This window comes from Cryobacterium sp. MDB2-A-1 (assembly GCF_004402675.1).
In the GTDB taxonomy this organism is placed as follows: Bacteria; Actinomycetota; Actinomycetes; order Actinomycetales; family Microbacteriaceae; genus Cryobacterium; species Cryobacterium glucosi.
Window position 1 is genome coordinate 38,571 of record NZ_SOFK01000023.1, and the last position, 22,474, is coordinate 61,044.

At 63.3% G+C, this 22,474-nt stretch carries 17 protein-coding genes; 3 read left to right on the forward strand and 14 right to left on the reverse strand.

Annotated features, from left to right (window positions below; translation table 11 throughout):
- Nucleotides 1-71: 71 nt before the first annotated feature.
- From E3O39_RS07270 to E3O39_RS07300, 7 genes are all read right to left on the reverse strand, one after another.
- Entirely contained in the window at nucleotides 72-1,082 is a 1,011-nt protein-coding gene (locus E3O39_RS07270) for a glycosyltransferase family 2 protein (RefSeq protein WP_134449043.1), read from the reverse strand.
- Between the two features lie 30 nt (nucleotides 1,083-1,112).
- Nucleotides 1,113-2,969 (reverse strand): methyltransferase domain-containing protein, encoded by a 1,857-nt coding sequence (locus E3O39_RS07275; RefSeq protein WP_134449044.1) that lies wholly within the window; start codon nucleotides 2,967-2,969, stop codon nucleotides 1,113-1,115.
- Nucleotides 2,966-3,874, reverse strand: coding sequence for a glycosyltransferase family 2 protein (locus E3O39_RS07280; RefSeq protein ID WP_134449045.1), 909 nt, complete (start codon nucleotides 3,872-3,874; stop codon nucleotides 2,966-2,968). The genes E3O39_RS07275 and E3O39_RS07280 overlap by 4 nt, the downstream gene beginning before the upstream one ends.
- The gene (locus E3O39_RS07285; RefSeq protein ID WP_134449046.1) at nucleotides 3,867-4,919 is read right to left on the reverse strand and encodes an NAD(P)-dependent oxidoreductase; all 1,053 of its coding nucleotides are present in this window, start codon (nucleotides 4,917-4,919) and stop codon (nucleotides 3,867-3,869) included. The genes E3O39_RS07280 and E3O39_RS07285 overlap by 8 nt, the downstream gene beginning before the upstream one ends.
- 98 nt (nucleotides 4,920-5,017) lie before the next feature.
- A complete protein-coding gene (locus E3O39_RS07290; RefSeq protein ID WP_134449047.1) occupies nucleotides 5,018-5,395 on the reverse strand; it encodes a DUF2304 domain-containing protein in 378 nt (125 codons plus the stop codon).
- Nucleotides 5,392-6,096: a glycosyltransferase family 2 protein gene (locus E3O39_RS07295; RefSeq protein ID WP_166787368.1), complete on the reverse strand. Its 705-nt coding sequence runs from the start codon at nucleotides 6,094-6,096 to the stop codon at nucleotides 5,392-5,394. Before E3O39_RS07295 ends, E3O39_RS07290 begins: the two co-directional genes overlap by 4 nt.
- Nucleotides 6,097-6,139: 43 nt before the next feature.
- Nucleotides 6,140-7,303: a glycosyltransferase family 4 protein gene (locus E3O39_RS07300; protein WP_134449049.1), complete on the reverse strand. Its 1,164-nt coding sequence runs from the start codon at nucleotides 7,301-7,303 to the stop codon at nucleotides 6,140-6,142.
- A 241-nt stretch (nucleotides 7,304-7,544) separates the two neighbouring features.
- Between E3O39_RS07300 and E3O39_RS07305 the strand changes: the two genes are divergently transcribed.
- Nucleotides 7,545-8,975 (forward strand): DUF2142 domain-containing protein, encoded by a 1,431-nt coding sequence (locus tag E3O39_RS07305; RefSeq protein ID WP_241985004.1) that lies wholly within the window; start codon nucleotides 7,545-7,547, stop codon nucleotides 8,973-8,975.
- Between the two features lie 49 nt (nucleotides 8,976-9,024).
- Here the strand turns inward: E3O39_RS07305 and E3O39_RS07310 are convergent, their stop codons facing one another.
- The 7 genes from E3O39_RS07310 to E3O39_RS07340 form a co-directional block, all read right to left on the reverse strand.
- Nucleotides 9,025-11,514 (reverse strand): glycosyltransferase, encoded by a 2,490-nt coding sequence (locus tag E3O39_RS07310; protein ID WP_134449051.1) that lies wholly within the window; start codon nucleotides 11,512-11,514, stop codon nucleotides 9,025-9,027.
- Between the two features lie 112 nt (nucleotides 11,515-11,626).
- Nucleotides 11,627-13,957 (reverse strand): hypothetical protein, encoded by a 2,331-nt coding sequence (locus tag E3O39_RS07315; protein WP_134449052.1) that lies wholly within the window; start codon nucleotides 13,955-13,957, stop codon nucleotides 11,627-11,629.
- A gap of 229 nt (nucleotides 13,958-14,186) precedes the next feature.
- Nucleotides 14,187-15,422, reverse strand: coding sequence for a glycosyltransferase family A protein (locus tag E3O39_RS07320; protein ID WP_134449053.1), 1,236 nt, complete (start codon nucleotides 15,420-15,422; stop codon nucleotides 14,187-14,189).
- Nucleotides 15,403-16,299, reverse strand: coding sequence for a glycosyltransferase family 2 protein (locus E3O39_RS07325; protein ID WP_134449054.1), 897 nt, complete (start codon nucleotides 16,297-16,299; stop codon nucleotides 15,403-15,405). The genes E3O39_RS07320 and E3O39_RS07325 overlap by 20 nt, the downstream gene beginning before the upstream one ends.
- Nucleotides 16,300-16,362: 63 nt before the next feature.
- Complete coding sequence (locus E3O39_RS07330; protein WP_134449055.1) at nucleotides 16,363-17,619, reverse strand: acyltransferase; 1,257 nt, start codon at nucleotides 17,617-17,619, stop codon at nucleotides 16,363-16,365.
- Nucleotides 17,609-18,274, reverse strand: a complete 666-nt coding sequence (locus E3O39_RS07335; protein WP_241985001.1) for an ABC transporter ATP-binding protein — start codon at nucleotides 18,272-18,274, stop codon at nucleotides 17,609-17,611. The genes E3O39_RS07330 and E3O39_RS07335 overlap by 11 nt, the downstream gene beginning before the upstream one ends.
- An 83-nt stretch (nucleotides 18,275-18,357) precedes the next feature.
- A complete protein-coding gene (locus E3O39_RS07340; RefSeq protein WP_241985002.1) occupies nucleotides 18,358-19,185 on the reverse strand; it encodes an ABC transporter permease in 828 nt (275 codons plus the stop codon).
- A gap of 63 nt (nucleotides 19,186-19,248) precedes the next feature.
- Here E3O39_RS07340 and E3O39_RS07345 point away from each other — a divergent pair, with 63 nt between their 5' ends.
- Both E3O39_RS07345 and E3O39_RS07350 read left to right on the forward strand, forming a co-directional pair.
- Nucleotides 19,249-20,154, forward strand: coding sequence for a glycosyltransferase family 2 protein (locus tag E3O39_RS07345; RefSeq protein ID WP_198413399.1), 906 nt, complete (start codon nucleotides 19,249-19,251; stop codon nucleotides 20,152-20,154).
- A gap of 212 nt (nucleotides 20,155-20,366) precedes the next feature.
- Entirely contained in the window at nucleotides 20,367-22,439 is a 2,073-nt protein-coding gene (locus E3O39_RS07350; protein WP_134449058.1) for a zinc-dependent metalloprotease family protein, read from the forward strand.
- The last annotated feature ends 35 nt before the right edge of the window (nucleotides 22,440-22,474 follow it).

Genomic DNA, 22,474 nt, shown 5'->3' on the forward strand with positions numbered 1-22,474 from the left:
CGGGGCCACGGGCACCCCGGCGCCGACCCTCACCCAGAGTAGACGATTGGTGCCAGGGCCATCGAAAGGGCCTAGACGGGCTGCACAAGGTCGCGCAGCACATCCTGGGCGCCACGCCCGAACCGGGCGTAGCGTCCGGTACGCCACTCACGAACAACGGGGAGGATGCGCGCCGCGTACGCTGCGGGCAACGAACTGCGCATCAGCTCATGATCGAGCTTGTCGTTAATGAGTGCGAGCTCGGTCGGTCCAGGTTGTGGGGCGAGTTCAGGTGCGCGTTGGGCGAGAACCTCAGCCCTCTCCAGCAGGCGCTGGTTTCGTTCACTGCGGGATGCCTGCAGGCGCCCGAGTCGACCCGCGGCATCCAAGGTCGTCACTCCGATCTGATTGCCACCGTGCTGCCGGTAGTCGACGAGTTGCTCGTCGAGGAGATCCATGCTCCCGGTCGCCGCAGCCACGATCGCCAGCCATTCGTCGTGTACCCACGCGCCCGGAAACGGGCGGGCGCGTTCGAGGAGCTCCCGCCGCAGCATCGTGGTGGCCCCCGTGACGATGTTGCGTCGGAGGAGGAGTTCGAAGGCCCGGCCCTGATGTTCCAGGGTCCGTTCCGCGTCGGTCACACCGAGGGTCTGCAGGAGGGTGATGCCGAGCGGATGCCCGTCGCCGTCCACGAGCCGGGCGTCGGTGTGCACGAGCAGTAGTTCGGGGCGCCGACCGAATTCTGTCTTCATCCGTTCCAGTCGGTTCGGCTTCCAGACATCGTCCTGGTCGCTCAGCGCAAGGAGGTCGCCGGTGCATGCGCCCAGAGCCTGCTCGAAGTTCACTGCCACGCCCAGTGGTTCGGGGTTCCGGATGATGACGAGCTCGATGCCGAGCCCCGCGTTCGTCCTGCGCCACTCGCGAACGACACGATCGATCACATCCAGGGTCGCGTCGTTTGACCCATCATCCGAAACAACGATCTGGTCGGGCCGGAGCGTCTGGCCCAGGATGCTGGCGAGTTGCTCACCGACGTATGCGGCCCCGTTGTACGTGCACAAAGCAACCGAAACGTGTGAGGGTGGTGTGGATTCGCCAGTCATCGTGCCCTCTCCCCGCAGACCCCGCCGGTCCTATTGGACGCGACGCGCCCGTCTCATCCAGGACGTCGTTCGCCAGGACCGCGATGCCTCGAGCTTCTGGATCGTCGATGCCAGCTCGTCCGTGGAGTAGGTGACGCAGTCGCTCATGCGGAGGGCCGGTCCGCCGCCGAAGAGCTGCGACAGGGCACGCATGGGCGCCTGGATGCGCCACGATCGCGATTCGAGGATGGTCGCGATCCGCCGCAGCAGCCCGATCCGAAGGTGCGTGTTGGTCTGGAATGCCGAATTGTGGTCCTCATCGCCGCCATTCCCCGCCCGTCCTGTCACGAGGTCCCGTACCGCGCGGGCCTCCCCGATCGGCAGAAGTATGGGTAAGGCATCGAGCTTCCGGTCGATGGCGAGATGGTTGAGTCGCCACTCGCGGGATTCATGTTCCGTTCTCGAGGACTCTTCGGTCTCCCACCAGTGATAGATCGCGGTGATCTTCTTGGAGTCCTCCACGCCGACGATCGCCGCACTGCGCAGGATCAGGTCCCAGTCCTCGGTGGTCGTCATGGTCTCGTCGAAGGTCATTCCGAGGTCGTCGAAAATCCCTCGCGGGAAAGCGATCGACATAAGCGGCGTGCTGTTGCTCACGAGGTGCGATGTGAACGAAAAACTCGGGGCGTATGGGAACTTGGGGCTGCCGATCGCCCGGATCCCCGGAACCTGACGCACCGTGACCCGATCGACCGATTGCATGGTCGCGACCGCGCGCAGGAGCGCACCGGGCTTCCTTCTCTCGCTGGTCAGGAAGGCCTCGACCCAGTGGGCGAAGACATTGTCGTCGTCATCCAGCACGACAACATAGCGACCGCGGGCAGACTTCATTCCGACGTTCAGCGGGGTCGCACGCCCGCCGTGGTCGACCTTGACGTACCGGATCCGTTCTCGGAGCCACCGCGGATTGTCCTCGATGGCTTGTTCCACCTGGATTTGTTCAGCGGTGAGCACTTTGTGCCCGAGGACGAGGACCTCGAAGTCGTCAGACGTCTGGCCCGCGAGACAGTTGAACACTTCCCGCAGCTCTGCAATGCGCCGGCCCTGTGTTCGCGTGAGAATCGTCAGGAACGGGCGGTCGTCCTGGACGTCGGTGCTGTCGACAAGATGAGACGCCTGCGCGGGACCCGCAACGCAGGACCACACGAATTGGTTCACGCGGCCATTGGACTCGGCGGATTCACGGACGTAGCGGAGGAAGGAGTTGAGAGTCGTTCCGTCCTGCAACGCAGGATGGGTGGACGGGAAATGCTGGTCACTCTGCGACAGCTCGACGTTCTGCATCCCGACCCTGTGCAGTCCGGCAGCGCCCAACTTCGCCACGAGGGACTTTTCGCTGAAGAATTCGATGTGCGTCGCGTCGAGGAGACCGGACGCAGTGTAGTCCCACTCGCCGAGCAGAAGCTTGTGGGTCACGTCCTGGTGCGTGACGTTGGGCACGCTGACGACGACGTGCGCGTCGTTGCTGCGGCAGAGCTGGGCGATGACGTCGAGAAGGCCGCTCGCGGTGCCGATGTGCTCGAGCCCGTCCAGGATGGAGATGGAACGCACCCTGCGACCGGCCAGGATCTTCTCGATGAACGAGAACGTGTCCGGCAGTGTCAGGTCGTGAGCGTGCATCTCGAGGCCACGGGCGCGTGCCGAGCGGAGACCCTCGGAATCGAGGTCAACCCCCACGTACTGCCTGCCCAGTTCCGATTGGACGACCTCGCCGATGACGCCGAATCCGGCCGCGAGGTCGAGGTGGACACCGTCCCCGTCGGAAATCCGGTACTCCTTGAGGAGTGCGATCGTGTGCCCATAGACGTTGTCCACCGCATAGGCGTTGTCATACGGGTTGCCGCTCATAGAAGGTACCTGTGCTTCGCGTATTCGTTCGTCGGAGTGAACACTCCGACGACATGGTCGGAATCCACCTGGGGGGCGAGTAAACCGGCAAGACGCCGCCGCTCATACTCGGCGACCGCGCGAAGCAGTGTCTCGTCCTTGGAAGAGCGGAAGTAGCCGGCTATCTTCTCGACGAGGTCATCGCGAGACCACTTGTGCGCCAGGAGGAGCCCTGCCTCAGCCGAGTAATACTGCTCGGCCGAGGTGGGCTGCCACTGTCCGTCGTCGCCGAGGCGCTTGTCATGGAACACCGTCGCGGCGGGCTGGAAGACGACCAGCCGGCCGGCTAGACGAACACGCCACGAGAAGTCCACATCATCGCAGTACATGAAGAAGGTGTCGCTGTCGAAGCCGCCGAGTTCGACGAAGAGATCGCGCGGGATCAGCGCGCAGGCCGTGGTAGCCCACATCGTCTCCCCGGTCACCGGGTCGTAGTCCTTGGGGTGTTCGATGGGGAGCTGTTTCGCCTCGGCCATGCCCACGAGCGGGTCGTCCAGGGAACGGATCAGGAACCCGAGGGCACGGGGGGCGAGCACGACATCCGGGTTCATGATGAGGACGAGGTCCGTGTCCAGATGCTCGGCAATGAGATTGTGCCCGAGAGCGGAACCGGTATTCCTGCCGAACCATTCGTAGCGGATTCGGAGGGAGGGAAACCTCTCGGCCCAGGCCTCAAGGACGTCGGTGTCGAGCAGGGGACGCGGGGACGCATCCCCGTAGGCCACCTGCATAGGCCAGACGGCTCCCTCGGGGACGGCCAGTTCAGCGCAGCGGTTGAGACTTTCGAGTGCCCGTTCGATGGCGCCGACGTCGTTGTTGTAGAGGACGCACTGAACGGTGACGGACTGTTCAGCGTACTCAGGCACGGATGTCTTCCAGCCAGGAGATGAGTTCGGTCAGCCCTTCATCAAGGGAGACTCGCGGCGACCAGCCGAGGTCCGCAGTCGCAGCGGAATTGTCCGCAAACGCGGCGCGGACATCGCCCGGACGGTACTGGCCGGTGACCGTGGGGGCCGGCGCGGAATACCTGTCCGCGATCATCGTGGCGACCTGGCCGATCGTCGCCGGGACTCCGGATCCGATGTCCCAGAGTCCGCTGCGTCCGTGAACGATCGCCAGGCGGATGCTTTCAACGACGTCGCTGACGTGAACGAAGTCACGCAGGATCTCGCCGTCCTCGTAGACCGGAATGCTCTCACCGCTTCTGGCGACGCCGCAGAACAGCGGGAGAATTCCCGTGTACGAATTCGTCGGCGACTGGCCCGCACCGTAGACGTTCTGAAGCCGGACGATTCCGAGAGCAACATCGCGCGGGGTGCACCATGCCCTGAGCAGGAGCTCCTGCGCGACCTTGGTGGCACCGTAGATACTGACCGGGCGTGTCTGCGTGAAGCGCGCGTCCATGGCAACAGGTTCGGAGCCCGCCGCAGCCCAGATTCCCTGGGTGAGGTCTGCTGTGGTCCGCGGTTCCGCGGGCACGACGATGCCGTCGGCGTTGCGGAGGGATCCTTCCCCGTACACGGCACGGCTGCTGGCGAGCACGATCTCCTCGGGCAGCGCTCCGGACGCACCGAGGGCGTCCAGCATGCGGGTCGTCCCGACCACGTTGGTCATGCTGTGGAGCGTGGCTTCGTCATAGGACTGGGCTGTGCCCGTCTCGGCGGCCAGATGCACGACGACGCGAGGGTGGGTACGGTCGAGGACGCGGTTCCACGTCTCGACCTCGGTCACATCGCCTTCGATGACAACCGCGGCGGGATGGAGGTCCTCGGAGTGCCGGCGGCCGTTGTGCACCTGCGGACTGAAGTTGTCCACGATGACGACCTCGTCAAAATGGTTGATGAGCGAATGTGAGAGTCGCGAGCCGATGAAGCCCGCTCCTCCCGTAATCAGTACAGTGCCAGCCGACATGGTGTGACCGTCCTCCCCCTGCCCCGTTTGGACAACTCGACCAGTCTAGACGCCCCGTGGAAAGCCCCGTAGTCGCGGCGGAGCACCACTTTGGGTCGTCAGCGGGGTGGAGGCTGCCGTTCGGGCACCTCTCCTTCGACGTCGCGCAGCCGCAGTTCGAGCAGGGCGATGGATTCCGCGAGACTTCTCGCCCGCCCCTCCATGCGGGTCAGCTCGGAACTGTGCTGAAGGCAGACGAGGAAGAGGATCGCGATGCTCACGAAGAAAACGAGGTTCGTCGGAACCTGAATACCGAGGAGCTGCGCGGTCCACTCGAGCGTGACCGGGAAGATGCTGGCCAGGAGCGCGGCAATGCCGGCGACCATCCACCAGACGGCATGCCTCTCGCGCAGGCGTCCTCGGCGGAGCAGTTCGACGACGATGACCAGTGTCAGGAGCGCGGCGGCTATCCCGAGCACATAGCTCGTCAGGGTCATGCTGTGCCGCCCTCGGCGCGTCGGCCCAGTGGGGGTCTCAGGAGGGCGAACAACAGTGCGATCATCGCCCTGCCGAGATAGACCGCCGACTTGCCGGCGCCATGCGAGGGCGTTCCGCCGGATCGCACGCGCATGGATGCGGGAACCTGCATGACACGACACCCTCCACGAACGGCAATGACGAGAGACTCGACCGTGTCGCCGAGGTACTCGGCCGGATAGTGCTTCGAAAAGAGCATGACCGCTCGGGGGCCACTGGCTCTCAGGCCGGACGTGGTGTCGGTGAGCCTGGTCCCGGATATTCTGCTCAAGAGTGACGAGAGAACGATCATCGCCCACCGTCTGGGACCGGACGCCACATACTCTCCTGCCCCGGCGAATCGGGCGCCGATGACCAGATCCGCGTCTGCGAGACCGGCGAGCATCGCCGGTACGGTGCCCGGATCGTGCTGGCCATCGGAATCGATTTGGACGACGTTCGAGTAGCCATGTTCGAGGGCGTAGCGAAATCCCAGTCGCATCGCCCCACCCACGCCCAGGTTGATCGGCAGAACGGCCACCAGCGCTCCCGCCGCACGCGCCGCAACGGCCGTGTTGTCTGACGAGCCATCGTCAACCACGAGGCACCCGGCACCGGGCAGCTGGTCGAGTACTTCACGGACGACGGCGCCCACCGATTCTTCCTCGTTGAATGCAGGCATCACGATGAGGGTTTTCTCCAAAGCCGTTTGCACGTGCTCTATCTTATTCTCGGCCCGTCACGTCTTCCGGGCGCGTGGGGGCGCCCGGAGTCTGCATTGTGTCCCCGCCATGCAGGCGCGAGACGATCGCGAGATATTCCCGAGCCCGGCTCGCCCATGCCCAGTGGGCCTCCAGAACGGGCCTGGGCATGGCGGGCAATGGGCGTCGCAAGGCATCCCGAACGCCGTCAATGAGTGGTTGCAGTGAGAGCTCGCGGACTTCACGCACGGGACCTCCATCCGCACGAATAGGCGCAACCGACGGAACCGGAAACGAAACGATCTGGGCACCGGATGCTGCGGCCTCGAGCAGCGTGATCTGGAATCCCTCCGCCAGCCGGCTGGGGTTGACGAGCACCGAACCGTGCAGGACTGACCTGATGACCGCGGTATCCGCGTGGCCGTAGAGATGGATACTACCGTCAATCCCGCGAGACCGAATCCGCGTCCGGAGATTCTCACGGTCCGGCCCGTCACCGAGCATATGGACCTGAAGCCCGTCGAACTCGGGTTCCGTCAGAAGCGTCGCTGCAACGTCGACGAATTCCTCCCATCCCTTTCCCCCCACCAGCCGGCCGATGAACGCTATTCCAGTCGGCGGGGCATCATCGGCAAACGCGGGCCAGTCCTCCATCCGGAGGGCGTTGGGGAAGATTACAGACTCCCGGCGAGCGAGCGCGGAAACGAACTCGGCAACCGGTGCCGACACGGCGAGCACTGCAGCCGCACGCCGCAGGACGGTCCGGCCGACGCTGAGGTCGACCAGACGTGAGGCAAGTTGGATGACGCGGGAAGGGGTTCGGACGAACCCGGCTCCGTGCTCCGTGTGGATCACGGGAATGCCCGCGAGCCGCGCGGCCCGGAGCCCGACGTAGGACATCGGGAAGAAGCGCGTGTGGGTGGACACTACAGTCGCACCGGTCGTTGAAAGCAGGATACTGAGCCGACGAGCCGTTCCCCACGCCGGAAACGATATGACGGATGCGACCGGGACATGCCTGCGCAACCGGACAACACGAATTCCGTCCTCGTCGACGTCGGAGGGGGTGACGTCCAGTGTCACCACCGTCACCCGTGCGCCCGCAGCGCGCACGGCGTTGGCCAGCTGGAAGACGTGGCTCTCGAGTCCGCCCAGGCGTGGGGGATAACTGTTGACGATGATCGCCACGTGAACGGCACCAGAGTCACCCGGTTCGATCTCTATCGCCACGGTGCTCCCCCGGATATCCGTTTTCGCTCTGAGTCTATTCCCCCTGCGGTTCGCGTCGACGGGGACGGTCGCGGGGCATCCGCTCGGGGCGGCATCCGCGGTCCGGTGTTCCGGACGACCGCGAACGGGCGGCAGGTAAGCTCACCACGTGACACTCACTGTGATTTCTCCTGCGCAGGCGCGGATGTTGACGGCGGTGATGGTTCCCCTCCTCGCTCTCGTGGCTCTCCTGAGCTGGGCGACAGCCTCGCCTGTCGGCGCGAGCCCCGATGACGACTTTCACCTCGCGAGCATCTGGTGCGGGGACGGACTGCGTGCGGGCCTCTGTGAGACGGGGCCGTCGGAGGCAGAGCGAGTTGTGCCTGAATCGGTGACGACCTCCGCGTGTTACGCGTTCAAACCCACGGAGACCGCGTCCTGCCAGGGCGGAGACATCGCATCCAGCGTCACGACGATGATCGCGACTGGTCGCGGCAACTGGACCGGCGCATACCCCCCACTGTTCTATTCCGTCATGGGGATGTTTGCCGGGCCGAACATCACGATCTCAGTCCTCCTGATGCGAGCGTTCAACGCCCTCCTGTTCGTCGCGTTCACGACGGCGTTGTTCTGGCTGTTGCCACCCGCCAGACGACCGCTGTTACCCATCGCCCTGGTCGTCTCGGTCGTTCCACTGGGTATGTTCCTGATCCCGTCGACCAATCCCGGCAGTTGGGCGATTCTTTCGGCCGGCACCCTCTGGATCTCCCTTCTGGGATACTTTGAGACGCACGGTCGGCGCCGTCTGGGACTCGGCCTGCTAGCCGCAGCAGCCACGGTCATCGGATCTGCGGCGCGAGCCGATGCCGCCCTCTACGCAGTCCTTGCCATCGGGATTGTCGTCCTGATCGCCGCCCGGCGAACCCGGCGTTTTCTGGTGTCATTGTCCCTGCCTGTCGCCCTGGCGCTGACGGCTGCGTTCTTCTACTTCTCGTCGGGCCAGTCTTCGTTTGCCGAATCCGGGCTTGCCTCGAACGCAAGCGGAAGCGATTGGCAGCAGCTTCTGTTCGTGAACGTCCTCGATGTTCCCCAACTCTGGGCAGGTGTCCTGGGCTTCTGGGGACTCGGCTGGCTGGACACCACTCTGCCAGGTGTGGTCTGGGTCCTGGCTGTGTCCGTCTTCAGCGCGACAGTGTTCACCGGCCTGCAGTCGACGTCGTGGCGAAAGGGTCTGGCGACCTCGGCCGTATTCGGCATGATGTGGGCCATTCCGACCTATGTGCTCGTGCGTTCCCGGGCGTTCGTGGGTGAACAGGTCCAGCCCCGGTACATCCTGCCGCTCATGATCCTGCTGGCGGGGATCACTTTTCTCCAGCCCGCCGGGCGCGCGTTCGCGCTCGGACGGGTTCAAGCAGTTCTTATCGTCGTCGGTCTTGGTGTCGCCAATTCCGTGGCATTGCACGTCAACCTGCGGCGTTATGTCACAGGGACAGATGCCATCGGTTGGAATCTCAACGCCGGCCTCGAATGGTGGTGGGGGGTCGGCCCGGCCCCGATGGCCGTCTGGATCGTCGGGACCGCGGCGTTCGCGGGTGTTGCAGCCGGTCTGCTGGCGCTGACTCAATCCCGTACGTCGGCCCCGTCGAGGTAGAGCCCACCGCCCGCGCGTACCACCGGCCGATGACAGACGGGTCGGCCTCCTAGCGCATGTAGCTGATCCGGCTCCGGACCTTCTTGGCCACTGCTCTGACGCCTCCGGCGCGCCAGTAGTGCACAAAGAGGCCGGCGTCATGGCGAAGGCCGTGCTTCTTGCGGCGCACTTCGGGACGTCGATGCGACTTCCTGGCCTCCCCGGGAGTCACAACGCCGCTGGCCAGGAGATCGGGCGAATGACGGGGATCGGCGACGAAATCCACGAGTGGGGCGAGAACCGTCTTCCATTCGTAGTCAGCGCGCACCCGCTGAATGTTCGCCCGTGCTTCCTGGGCGAACTCATCGTCGAACAAGACTCTCTCCAGGGCGGCCGCGAGTGCACCGATGTCATTGGGCGGTACGACAATACCGAGGCCTTCACTCTGGACGAGGGCCGCGAAGTGATCACCCTCTGTGACGACCATGGGGAGTCCGGCCCACAGGTAGTCCAGGATCCGGGTACGGAACGAGAAGGTCGTCTCGACGTGGGCGAAGTGGGTGCTGACACCCGCATCGGCCTCGCCGAGGTAGTTGTGCCGTTCCGCGTAGTCCACCCACGAGGAATTGAAGAAGACGCTGCTGTCGAGCACGCCGAGTTCAGAGGCGAGCGACCGTGATTCAGCGACGATGCCCATCTCGGGCACGCCCGGGTGCGGATGCTTCGTCCCCTGGAAATAGAGCCGGACATTGTCGTGAGTCTCCGACAGCCGGGCAACGGCACGAATCAGTGTTTCCGGGTCGAACCAGTTGTAGAGGCCTCCGCTCCAGAGCAGAAGCTTGTCTGTCGCTTCGATCCCCGGCAGGACGCCCTTGAGGACCGGCCGGGTCGCAGGAGGAAAGACCCCGTCGAGGCCGAACGGCACGACTTCGATCAGACCGGTCAGATCCGGATCGGAGGCATAGTTCGCGGGGTTCAGCCGGCCAAGGGCCGCGAGCTGGCCGAGATAGAAATGCCGCTGGCGCTCAGAGGCGCACATGAAGAAGTCGCCGCGGAGGAGTTGTTCATTCAGAACATCAGTCGCATCGGAAACCTGCTTGTTCCACTGAACCGCGCCCTGCTCGCGGCCCTGCTCCAGTTGTTCAAGGTGCATCGGGTCGTAGATATCGGCCACGACGATTTTGTTGGTCTTCCTCAGCGAATCGAAGAGTGCCATCGCGAGCCCCTGGAAGACAATCACGTCCGCCCGCTGCTCCAGGCGACCCATCGTTCGGTCATCACCCGGGCGAATATGCACGATCTCGAACGGAGCATCCACGGGTTCGGCCCCGGCAAGGGTGACCAGAGTGACCTCATTGCCCCTGGCCAGGGCGGCGGCCATGTTCCAGGCTCGAATTGCGGGACCGGCCATCTTGGCGCCGATGGGATCGCCCGTGATCACGAGGACACGCGTCACGACCGGAGTGTCCGTGACCCCGAACGCGTTGACGATCTTTTCATAGCCCTTCAGATAATGCTCTGAATGGTAGGACGGGGCGTCGGTCTCACCGAAGAATCGCCAGATGGTCTTGTCGGGAACGACACGAGTCGACTGGATCAGGTCCCGAGACTCCACGAGGGATGGCAGGTTCTCGACGAATTGGTCAATGGCGTAGACACCGGCGAGGGTATCCCTGGCGACTTCCTGAACGGGTCCGTTGTCGCCACCCTTGCGAAGATCGAGTGACGTCGAATCTAATTTGCCACGAGCCACTGCCCGACGAACAGTCAGCGCCAGGGTCGCTGGAAAGATCTTCGCGAGCGCCTCGTCGCCGAGGTTCTTGTACTGGGTGAACAGTGCGTTTCGTTCGAGAAGATAGGTTTCCTTGAAGGCGCCGAACGACGTCATGGACGCGTGGTGTTTGTGGAACGCCAGCGACGCCGGCTCGTACACGAAACGCCATCCGCGGAGGTTGAGTCTCCAGCCGAAGTCGACATCCTCGAAGAACATGAAGAATCGCTCATCGAACCCGCCGAGCGCATCGTAGACACTTCGACGAACGAACATCGCCGAACCCGTCCCGAAAAGCACGTCGCGCGCGTGGTCTAGTTCGGTGGGGACCGCCTGGGCGGTCAAGGGCTTATAACCCTGCCCGAACCAGGTCATGGCCGATCCGATGTAGTCGACGAGAAGACCGTCCCAATCGAGCACTCGACTTGCGATGGCGCCGATCTCTGGATCCTGGTCGAAACGACTGATTGCGGACCTCACCCAGGCGGAGTCAGGCTTGGCATCGTTGTTCAGGAACGCCAAAAAATCTCCTGAGGATGCCTTCACGCCCAGATTGCAGCCCCCGGCGAACCCGAGGTTATCCTTTGATTCGACCAGAACGACGTGAGGTGCTGCGGCTCGGATTCGCGCGGCGCTGTCGTCACCGGAGGCATTCTCGACCACGACGATTTCGAGGAGATCTGCCGGCCAATCGATCCGGCCGAGCTGGGCGATGGCCTCTATGGTGTCATCGGTTCCCCGGAAATTAACGAGGATGACGGACACTACGCCCGCTTGCTTCTTCGGCATGAATGGCTTCCTGACTTGTGGGTGTGCGCATAAACCCTACCAAGCCCCCGCTGGCGCAACGCCGGACTCTGTCGGGTACCACGCTTTCAGCGGCAGTCGCCGCGCCTCCCGTTCACGGCACCGCGATGGTTCGACACAGCAGCGGGGTGTCCGCACCCGCGCCGATATTCTGCGCCGTCACGCACACGTCGTTTGAGCCGGTTTGGGCAGGGATGCGAATCCCATAGCCATGATTGGCGCCGTATCCCGGCATCTGCGCAGCGGCAGCTGCACTCGGGGCGTCGGCCACCACTGTCGTCTTCGTTCCATTGACCGTGACGATGACAGTGACAGGGCCGGTCGAATCAGGATCGATCGCCCATCCCCACGACTCAACGGTTCCCGCGGTCGCCCACAGGTCCTGGACGAGGCCCACGGGCGGACCACTCGGCGCCGCGGGCACGATGATGGTCTGGCACCCGAAATTAAGGTTCGCGCCAGACGCCACGTTTATGCCCCATGCACACACTTCGTGAGCTCCCGGCGCTGCGGCAATCGTGGCGCCGAAACCATGATTGGGTCCGTAGCCGGGATAGGCGGCGCCGACCGCGGCGTTCGCGGAGTTTGCGCTAAGCACGGTCCATTGTCCGTCGATGCGCACCTGGACCGGGATTGGTCCTGTCTGGTCAGGGTCGAGCGCCCAACCCCACATGCTCACACCGCCCGCGGTTCCCCACACCTGGTTCAGCGCGCCAACGGGCGAACCCGACAAGACCGTGACAGTACGGCAACCGAGGGCCAGGTTTGCGCCAAGGCCCTGATTGACGCCCCAGGCGCAGACCGTGTGTTTTCCAGGGTTCGCCTTGATCGTCCCGCCGAATCCGTGGTTCGGACCATATGCGGGATAGGCCTGCCCAACGCCCGCGTTCGCTGCGTCGGCAGTGAATACGGTCCAGACGCCGTCGACCGTGACGTGAACCGGGATGGCAGCGACGGTGTCGGGATCAAGTGCCCAACCCCACATGCTGATTCCAGTAGGAGTGGTCCACATGTCGCTCATGACACCGATCGGCGAACCTGACGGCACGACGACCGTTCGACACCCGAGGGTAGTATTCGATCCAGCCCCGATATTCACAGCGTAGACACAGACCGTTGCAGGTCCACCTGCTGCAGGTATGACCCCCCCGAACCCATGGTTGGAGCCGCTGGCCGGATACGTTCCCAGGCTGGCTGTGCTCGGACTGTTCGCCTGCAGAACGGTCCAGATCCCATTCACCGTGACGTGTATCTGAATCGGATTCGTCGTGTCCGGGTCCAGTCCCCAACCCCAGAGGCTTACGGACCCGGGGCTGGAAAAGACATCCTTCAGTTCGCCGGCAGGCGAGCCGTCGGGAACCGTGATGTTATAGCAACCGAGCTGGGTGTTCTCGCCTGCCCCTTGGTTCACAGCGAAAACGCACACACTGTAGGGACCGGCCTGGGGAACGGCGATGCTTCCCCCGAAGCCGTGGTTCTGTCCGGCACCCGGATACATCGTTTCGGCGGTTGAATTGGGCGCATCAGCGGTCCAGGCAACCCATTGGTCGTTGACCTTCACGTGGATTGCCAGCGCGTTGCTGGAAGCGCTGCCGTCGACAGCCCAGCCCCACATATTGATCATGTTGTCGGTCGCCCAGATCTCCTTGACCTGGCCGACGGGCGAGCCGAGGGCCGTTGTGCTCGGACCGAACCAATTGTTGAAGAAGACCCAGAAGTTGCGGTTCCCATACGAGGAGCAGTTATCGCCCGTGGTGTACAGGCTTGCCAAAGAGGCACCATTGGGCTGGTAAGGCGTGTAGTTGTACAGGTTTGCCGTTGCCTGGTTCTCGATCGTGACTGTCGATGCCCCACAACTGGCGTCAGGACTCCACTGGATCCTGGTGGGACCTATGGCGTATGTTCGCGCGGGGAAGTTCGTGTACTGCCGAAACTGCCACGCTGCCTTGTAGACCTGATTGTAGAATCCGTAGAAGGCCGCGTCGCAGTTACTCGTGTCTGGACAGCCATAGCCCGCCGCCTTCCGGTAGGTGCTCGCCGTCGGGCTGGAACTCGACACGAGCGACGTCTCTTTCTGGAGAAGGACCAAGAGGACTTGCGGATTGATACCGCACGCCTGTGCCGCTTTGTAGATGATGCTGCTCGCCAGTTCGTTGGGCACGCCGTCGTACGCGGCGCAGTGGCCCGGGGCGACGGCTGCACGCGACACCGTGTCCATCCGATAGTCCTTGAGGCAGGTATAGCCCGCATTGCACGCGCTCTCCTTGCCAACGAGGAACGCCTGAATATCAGCCTCACTCATTGACTGCGTGTTAAAGAAAACCTGATCACTGATGATATTGCCTGGTTGGAACTGCGAGCCGGTGACCGCGGCAGCGCTGTCGACCGGGGTGACAAACGTCGGTACGGTGAGCACGGCTGCCACGAGGGACGCCAACGCGATCATTGCCCCGAATCGGCGCAGCGGCCGCCTGCTCGGTCGAACCTCGCTCACGAGCACTGTCACAGGTCTACACCGGGAAACGGCTGTGCCGGCAATATCAGTTCTGCGACGGAAAAGGCTACGATCTCGAACATTGGCTCACCCTGATCTTCCAGCTAGATAGGTACACGTTACGTGCATGCGTTGACGAAAAGGAATCGCAGGGGAACAATCAGCCGGCGGTCCTCCCAGTGGCGTCGTTCGCACCGTTCACGTCATCGAGCACATCGACGACGGCTTGGAGGGATTCATCCGACACCGGGTGGATCAGAGGAGCAAAATCTGCGGGCTCGTGGGCGCGGCTCGGTTCGATCGCACCGCGGAGTCCGTTCACCCGACGTTTTACGAAGCCGGCCACTCGGAGTGCCCCGCGGATGGGACGCCCGTACCGCCACGCCCGGCTGTGCAGCAATCCGGCAAGCTGCTCGTGAACGCCGAGAAGGGCGAAGGATTTGCGCAGGTAGGGGACGATGTCCCCGGGCATGATCAGCAGCGAGCTCTCGAGGCGATGGAGCACTTTCGCCTCTGACCAGGCCCAGGACTTCTTGGAATGGTCAGTGTATGACGAGTTGCCACCCTCCCAGCGACGATAGATGGCCGTCAATGAGTCGACTTCGGTGACGCCCAGGAGCAGGGAACCACGCAGGATCATGTCCCAGTCTTCACACACGGTCAGTTCTTCGTCGAACTCGAATCCGAGGATGCTGAAGAGCGCCGCAGGAAACGCCCACGACATGAACGGCGAGTAGTTCATCTGCAGGTGGGCCAGCTGATCGAATTCGCGCGGGTACTCCGCCTTGGGCCAGGACAGGGTGCGGAAGCCGATCTGGTCCTGTGGCCAGAGCTCCGGCTTGACCATCTGGGTGGCGACCAGGGAGCGCAGAAGCCGTCCCTCGCTCGTCAGCGAGGCGATCTTAAACTCTTCCACCCAGTTCCCGAACAGGAGATCGTCATCGTCGTAGACCGCGACGAACCGACCGTGTGCGGCGCGGATACCCGCGTTCAGTGGCTTTCCCCGGTTTCCGCCGTGAACTTCAATGAGGGAAATCCGATCGAGGAAGCCCGTCGACTGCTGAGCGACAATCGCGCGGACTTCGGCGGCATCGGCAGGGGTGGCATCGTGATCGATCACAATGACCTCAAAGTCCTGGTCGCTCTGCGCCGCCAGGCACAGCAGCGCGTCGCGGAGAGGCTCTGGTCGTTTTCCCTTAGTCCGCAGAAGCACGCTGAGGAAGACCCCACCCTCCCGCTCCTCTGCGATGAGCTGTTTCGCGCTCTCGAGCGCGTTCCGGAGGCGCGGGTCGATCCGCGGTCCCGACATCAGCTCGGACAGCAGGATCTGGATTGTCGCCGTCTGGGGAGAGCGACGATCGTCACCCACGGTCACGTCAGAAGCGGTGGACTGCATACTTGTCTCCAATGAACTGTCCCACCAGGTGCCCGGCGTCGAGGGGCGCCGGCAGCGATCCACTCTTGCTCTTCAAGTGGAAGGCCGCAACAGCCTTCAGAACGGCGTCGGTGCCCTCATTCTGGAATTGGGCGATGAGCTTCTCGACGATCTCGGGATGCGAATACTTGTGCGCGATGAACAGCGCGGCCTCAGCCGAGTAGTACACCTCGGCGCTCGTCGGTGGCCAATCACCGGTTTGAGTGAGACGTTTGTCGTGGAAGACCCGGGCGGAGGGTTCGAACACGACCCGATAGCCGGCCAGGCGCAGCCGCCACGAGTAATCGACGTCATCGCAGTAGAGAAAGAACGTGTCGGAATCGAATCCGCCGATCGTGTCGAATGCCGCCCGGGGGGTCAGCGCACAAGCCGTCGAAGCCCAGCTCGTGTTGCCGGTGTTCACCTCGAAGTCTTTAGGGTGCTCGATGGGGATCTGGCGGGCTTCAGCGATTCCTACCGAACCTGTGACGGCTCTGGTGAGCGAGCGCACCGTATCCGGCGCAACGATGGCATCGGGGTTGAGGATGAGGATCAGCTCCGCGCCCGAGAGCGCGGCGAGAGCATTGTGGCCCGCTGCAGACCCGAGGTTCTTGCCGAAGACCCGGTAGATGAGCTCTCCGGCTTCCGCCGCGACGACGGCGCGGATCTCCTCGAGAATGTCCGCGCCCAGAACGGGTTCGGCGCTGCAGTCACCCAGGAGAAGCGTCCACGCCCCGACCAGGCCGTCTGACCGCGCCCACTTCACGGAGTTGGCCATCGCCTGGGCGGCTCGGAGGATTTCGTACGCATCGTTACCGAACAATACGGACTGCACCGACACCGACCGAGGGTCAGCCACGGGGGAACCCCGTGCTCCAGTCGCCGCTCTTGTCGGTATCTGGCGTCACACAGAACATGTCCATTACTTTGCGTTCCTCTTTGTCTCTGAATCTAGGATGCGATCAGTCGTGTCCGCCCCCACCGTGGATCGGATCCGTTTCCGTCCCGGCCACCGGCCCTGAACCATCGCAGCCCAGAATACGAGTCCCTTTCCCGGGCCCCAATTCTTGAGCGACATCGCCCATTTCTCGACCCCGTGCCAGCTCAGCCAGGCGCAGCCAAGAGAAATGACGAGGGCGGTGAGTGCGAACCAGCCGTAGCCCCAGCGGTAGACGCCCAGGTAGGCAAGGACCTGCTGGACAAGGAAGCCATAGATGTACACACCGTATGAGTAGTCGTTCCGTGCACCGATCCACTGGAGCCGGCGAGGGAGTCGGGCCGCGAGATAGAGGACGAAATAGGCTCCGGCGATGATACCGAGGGTGTTGAACGCGCCATAACGCAAGGTGACGATAACGATGAGTCCGGCAAGCACACCCAGACGATCGTCGAAGGGGACCGACCTGGAATACACCGCGAGCGTGGAGCCGACCAGGAAGGTGAAGGTCAGGGCGACAAGCTGGGTGTCTGCAAGGAAGGGCGCGATGGACCCGAGACTCGCCGGATTCGACAGGTTGATGATCTGCAGTACGAAGAAGCCGACGGTGAGAGCCGGGACAACTGCCTTCGCTCTGGCCAGCACGCCGAACGCAACGCAGACCCCGATGACCAGATAACAGCGCCATTCATAGATGAGTGTCCAGATCGATCCGTTGAAGACCGATGCCTTGACGCTCTGCCCGTATGGCGTCGTCTCCGCAAAAATATCGTAGATCCCGTAGGTCCCGATGTTCATGGTCCAGTTGCCGGCGACATAGTGGAACGGACCGTTCGGGGCGCGGGCGAAGAAGTCGCCGAGTGCGCCGCCCGCCGTGACCCAGATCACGGGAGCGACGACGAACGCGGTGATGAGAAGGACGCCCCAGTAGGCGGGAAAGATCCTGAGACTCCGCCTCCACATGAACTGGAGGATGTCACTCGACATCCCGCTCTTGGCGATGAGGTAGCCGCTGATCGCGAAGAACCCTCCGACGGCGATGCTTCCCAGCGAGGCCTGGCCGCGGGTGAGCTCCCAGAACGGGTCCCGTCCGAAGCCACCCGTGGGAAAGGCGTGGTCGAAGATGACCAGCGAGGCCAACAGCAGTCTGAGCAACCCCAGAGAGTTGCGGTGTCCACCGAGGGCCTCCGCAATCGTCAGCCCCACCTGGCGGGGTGCGACATCCGATTTCTCAGGCGGCACTGGTCTCGCCCCGGTTCAGAGAGTCGAGATACGCCGCGATTGTTGGTTCTGCCTCCCCCACGGTGACGAGTTCGCCGTGCCTCAGCCAGGCCGCGTGATCGCACATCTCCTGGACCGCGGTCATCGCATGACTGACCAGGATCACGGTCTTTCCCGCGCGCTTGAAATCGATGAACTTCTGACTGCATTTCTCCTGGAACTCTGCATCGCCGACGGAAAGCACCTCATCGACCACGAGCACGTCCGGGTCGACATTGATGGCGATCGCGAAGCCAAGACGGACATACATTCCCGAGGAGTAGTTCTTGACGGGCTGGTCGATGAACTGTTCCACCCCGGAGAAGTCGACGATTTCGTCGAACTTTCGGGTGATTTCGCGCTTGGACATCCCGAGGATCGATCCGTTGAGGAACACGTTCTCACGGCCGGACAGCTCCGGGTGGAAGCCGGAGCCCACTTCCAGCAGGGCTGCGATCTTCCCGTTGTAGGTGATGGAGCCCTTCTGCGGGAAGTAGATCTTGGCGAGGCATTTGAGCAAGGTCGACTTGCCGGAACCGTTGCTGCCGATCAGACCGAACGTCGACCCGGTCGGGACCTCGAAGCTCACGTCCTTGAGCGCCCAGAAATCCTCGTGAACCGACCGGCGCCCTCGCATAATCGCGGATTTAAGGGACTGGTTTCGTTCGTGATACAAACGGAATCTCTTGCTGACATGGTCAACGCTCACTGCAATGTCACTCATAATGCCTCCGCCAGGCCCTTCTCACTCTTACGAAACACCCACACGCCCACGACGATTGCCGCGAACGCCCACACAGCACAGAATAAGAGGTCCTGTGGGTTGGGCCAGGTGTTGTCATAGAGCAACTGCCGGAAAACGGCGACAAACCGTTCGAGCGGATTGAGCCGGTAGATGTCCATCAGGGTGATGGACGTCCCGAACAGCCCCCCATGCGCCCGCGACTGGTCCTCGACCAGGCTGATGGGATAGATGATCGGCGTGAGGTACATCCAGATCTGCATGACGATCGAGACGAGGTACTGCGTGTCCCGGAAACGGACGTTCGCCACCGAGAGCATCAGGGCCAGGCCTGACGCGAAAATAGCGAGCAGCACCATGACGAAGATCACCAGCGGGATCCACGGCCAGACGAACGAACCGCAGATCGCCAGGACGAGGACGAGGACGCCCATCTCGAAGAGCCAGTTGTAGCCGATGGAACCGACCGTCGAGAGCGGGAGCACAATTCGAGAGAAATAGACCTTCTGCACCAGGCCCGCGTTGGCAATGATCGATCCCATGCCGGTCTGCACGACGTTCGCGAAAAAGGCCCACGGCAGCAAGCCACAGAGTAGCCAGACCGCGAAGATGTTGAGCCCACTGGGATTGCCGGGAGGTGGAGTGACCCGGAGAATAAACGCGAACACAATTGTGTACACCAGCATCGTCGCCAGTGGGTTGACCAACGACCACAGCTGCCCGAATATTGTGCGTTTGTACTGGCCACGAATCTCACGCAAGGTGAGATTGGCCAAGAGCTCCCGGGAATCGAGAACTTCCTTCATGTATCGCATGTAGCCTCACTGAGTGGCCGGTCGGATGGCCGCAAACCAATCTAGCCTAGAACAATGAGGAGCAACCGTATGGCCGTCGCAGCCAAATCACAGTCAACGACCGCCCACGTGGCCGTCGTGACCGTGAGCTACGGGTCGGGAAGAGTGCTGGGCGATTTCCTCGGTTCCCTGGGTTCGGCGCTCACCGGTCCGCTGCACATCGTCGTCGCAGACAACAAGGTACTCGAGGGTGACACGACGGTCTCGGGTCTCGCTCATGCTGCGCACGCCGAATACCTGCCTCTCGCCGACAATCTGGGTTATGGTCACGCCATCAATCAAGCCCTCAAGACGCTGCCCGCTGAAATCGACTGGGTTGTTGTGAGCAATCCGGACATCGTCGCCCGGGCGGGGGCGATCGACACGCTCCTGAAGTCCGTCGGGGATGACGCGAAGATCGCCGCGATCGGACCGGGCATCCTCACCTCGGCCGGCGAGGTCTACCCATCCGCCCGCGTCATTCCCTCGTTGCGAACGGGCATCGGCCACGGCCTGTTCGCGTTGGTGTGGCCCAACAACCCTTGGAGCCGCAGCTATCGGCAACAAGGTGCGGCGAGCGTCTCTCGTCGCGACGCCGGATGGTTGTCCGGCGCGTTCCTGATGGTGCGCCGCTCGGTGCTGGACGAGCTGGGCGGGTTCGACGAGGGCTACTTCATGTACTTCGAAGACGTGGACCTCGGATTCCGGATCGGAAAGCTCGGTCTGCGGAACGTATACGAACCGTTGGCGACGGTAGTCCACTCCGGGGCGCACTCGACCCAGGACGACAACGCCCGAATGATTCGGGCACACCACGCCAGTGCCGAACGCTTCCTGTCCAAGAAATATTCTGGCCCGCTTCTCCTGCCGGTTCGCCTCCTCCTGGCAGCCGGCCTTCGGCTTCGGGCTGCCGTTTCGGAACGTAGGCACCCGACGTCCTAGCCGGCGAGCGGGCCCTTTTTCCGCGACCCGACGGTGGTCTTCTCCGGTCCTCGATGGCATATCCCCCCCCGGTTCAGGGGCAGGAGCAGCGTGCCGCCAAGTCGGTAGAGTGAGGAACGGATGGCTCAGGGGGCGGCGCAGATTCGACGGTCGTGGTTCCGGAGCGTTCACCGTCAGGTGAGGCGCCGCATCACAACAGGATCGGACACTGCATGCTCCACTTCTCCCGCCTGGGATCAGGCACAGTGCTCGCTGCAGTGCTGGTCGCCTGTGCGGCAATAGTCCCCGCGCAAGCGCTCCTGGCAACCACGGCCGACACCGCGACTCTGCACGCGACGGGCACCATTCTCATCCTCTCCGGCGAGGAAGACCCTTCGAGTCCCACTCAGAACCTCGCCGACCAGGTGCGCCTGCTCACCGATGACGGCGCATCCGTCGAACTGACCGGGAACCTGCCCGACGACGTGACGTCCGGCAGCACATTCAGCGGAACGCTCACCGTCCCCACCTCTGTCGTCGCCGCCGTCCCCGCCGTGACCGAGGCAACCGGACCGGTGGAGGCAACGTCGGAAACCGGTAAGGAGGTCGTATCGGCCAGTGTCGCACTGGACGCAGCCTTGCCCGTCGTTTCGGCGACGATCGAGGCGCAGGTCGCCCAGACGTCCGCCGCAGCAACGCATGCGCTCGACGTATTCGTGGCCACTTTGCCGACGGCTCCGACGACGCCTGTCCTCGACGACCCCGGGATCGCGGCGCTCGAGGCGACGGTGAGCACCTTTTGGTCATCACAAAGTGCCGGCCAGATCATCGGCTTCACCCAGCCGCTTGCAACGAAGCGCGTCGTCACTGCGAATTCCTGCCAGGCGACGAGCATGTTCACGGAGGCGGCTGCCGCTTTCGGTCATCCGCAAGGCTGGTACACCACCGGCTTCAACGCCCACCACCTGGTCATCCTCGCTCCCGCATCATGCGGCGCGGGGAGCGGGTTGGGAAGTGTCGGGCTGGTGCAGTCCGGCGGAGTCGTCTGGGCCAGCTATAGCGCCCCGTTCGGGACGAACGCTGTGGCCCACGAGATCGGCCACAACCTCGGGTTGAGGCACTCGAACAAACACACCTGTCCGAATCCGATAGTCGAGGGCGCCTTTTCTGGTGGAACCTTTTCCGACGGCTGCAGTGACGTGGAATACCAGGACTTCTACGATGTCATGGGCGGAGGCTTGAGCTACAACGGCATGACCAACGCCCAATTGCCCGCCCTGAATATCACCCAGAAGTACAAACTGGATGCCATCACGAGCGCTGACCTGGTTCCCGTAAGCCTCGTCGCCGGCGTCACCTCCGGCGCCGGTAGTTTCACCCTGCACCCGATCTCCGATGCCACTGGGTTGCGCGGCTTGAAGATCACGGACCCCAGGGACGGGGGCGTGTATTTCGTTGAGTACCGATCCGGAACCGGCATGGACGCTGGCTCGCTCTACGCCTCCGGTCGCGTACCAGGGATGACGCGAGGCGTGCGTGTTCTGCGCCAGCGGGACGATACCACCTCCGCCGTCCTGACTCTGCCGAACGATGACGGCACCCGGTCGATGGCATTGGGAGCGTCCCAGTCGCTCACCTCACGTTCCGGCGGGGTGACCGTCGCCGTCACGAGTGTCTCCGGGACAGCCGGCGTCACCGTCTCCCTCGGCGACGCGGCAGGCGCGCCGAGAATGGGGACGGGGGCCGTCTCGATCAAGGGTCAGAACTCCGAGCTCGTGCCCGGCACGACTGTTGAAATCCGTCAAGGCGACTGTGCTGGCCCGGCCGTGTGGCGCACAACCACCGGAAGCACTCCCAGCGCTTACGGCGCCTTCGGAATCGGCCTGACGCCGGGCTCGTACTGCATCGTCACCCTCGCCGTTCCTGCCCCCTACGGCATGCCGTCCGCGAACACCCTGTTCCAGATGGGCGCGGGAGCCGGGAACTGGGTCACAGTGTGGCTTCCTGGACCGATCTCGGGCGCCCTCGTCGCCAAGGACGCGCAAGGAATCGGAATCAACGGTGTCACAGCACTTATCCGTCAGGGATCCTGTGCGACGCAAGGACCCGGGGTGTGGCTGAGCACGACCGCAACAAACCGATGGTCGTCTGGCGGATTCGGAATCTCCCTGAATCCAGGAACCTACTGCACGACTATTTCCCAGGTCCCGGCCGGCTATTCGATTCCGGCTCCAGCCGACATCACGGTGGCCTCCCCAGGCCCGCTCTGGATCACCGCGTGGATACCCGGCCAGCCCACGCACTAGACGCAAGGCACCGGCCAGGCCGGACGCAGCGGGAT

Coding starts and splice junctions, on each gene's coding strand:
- E3O39_RS07270 (WP_134449043.1), bottom strand. CDS start 1,082: ATGACTGGCGAATCCACACCACCCTCACACGTTTCGGTTGCTTTGTGC.
- E3O39_RS07275 (WP_134449044.1), bottom strand. CDS start 2,969: ATGAGCGGCAACCCGTATGACAACGCCTATGCGGTGGACAACGTCTAT.
- E3O39_RS07350 (WP_134449058.1), top strand. CDS start 20,367: ATGCTCCACTTCTCCCGCCTGGGATCAGGCACAGTGCTCGCTGCAGTG.
- E3O39_RS07345 (WP_198413399.1), top strand. CDS start 19,249: ATGAGGAGCAACCGTATGGCCGTCGCAGCCAAATCACAGTCAACGACC.
- E3O39_RS07290 (WP_134449047.1), bottom strand. CDS start 5,395: ATGACCCTGACGAGCTATGTGCTCGGGATAGCCGCCGCGCTCCTGACA.
- E3O39_RS07285 (WP_134449046.1), bottom strand. CDS start 4,919: ATGTCGGCTGGCACTGTACTGATTACGGGAGGAGCGGGCTTCATCGGC.
- E3O39_RS07305 (WP_241985004.1), top strand. CDS start 7,545: ATGGTTCCCCTCCTCGCTCTCGTGGCTCTCCTGAGCTGGGCGACAGCC.
- E3O39_RS07310 (WP_134449051.1), bottom strand. CDS start 11,514: ATGCCGAAGAAGCAAGCGGGCGTAGTGTCCGTCATCCTCGTTAATTTC.
- E3O39_RS07295 (WP_166787368.1), bottom strand. CDS start 6,096: ATGCCTGCATTCAACGAGGAAGAATCGGTGGGCGCCGTCGTCCGTGAA.
- E3O39_RS07340 (WP_241985002.1), bottom strand. CDS start 19,185: ATGAAGGAAGTTCTCGATTCCCGGGAGCTCTTGGCCAATCTCACCTTG.
- E3O39_RS07335 (WP_241985001.1), bottom strand. CDS start 18,274: ATGCGAGGGCGCCGGTCGGTTCACGAGGATTTCTGGGCGCTCAAGGAC.
- E3O39_RS07320 (WP_134449053.1), bottom strand. CDS start 15,422: ATGCAGTCCACCGCTTCTGACGTGACCGTGGGTGACGATCGTCGCTCT.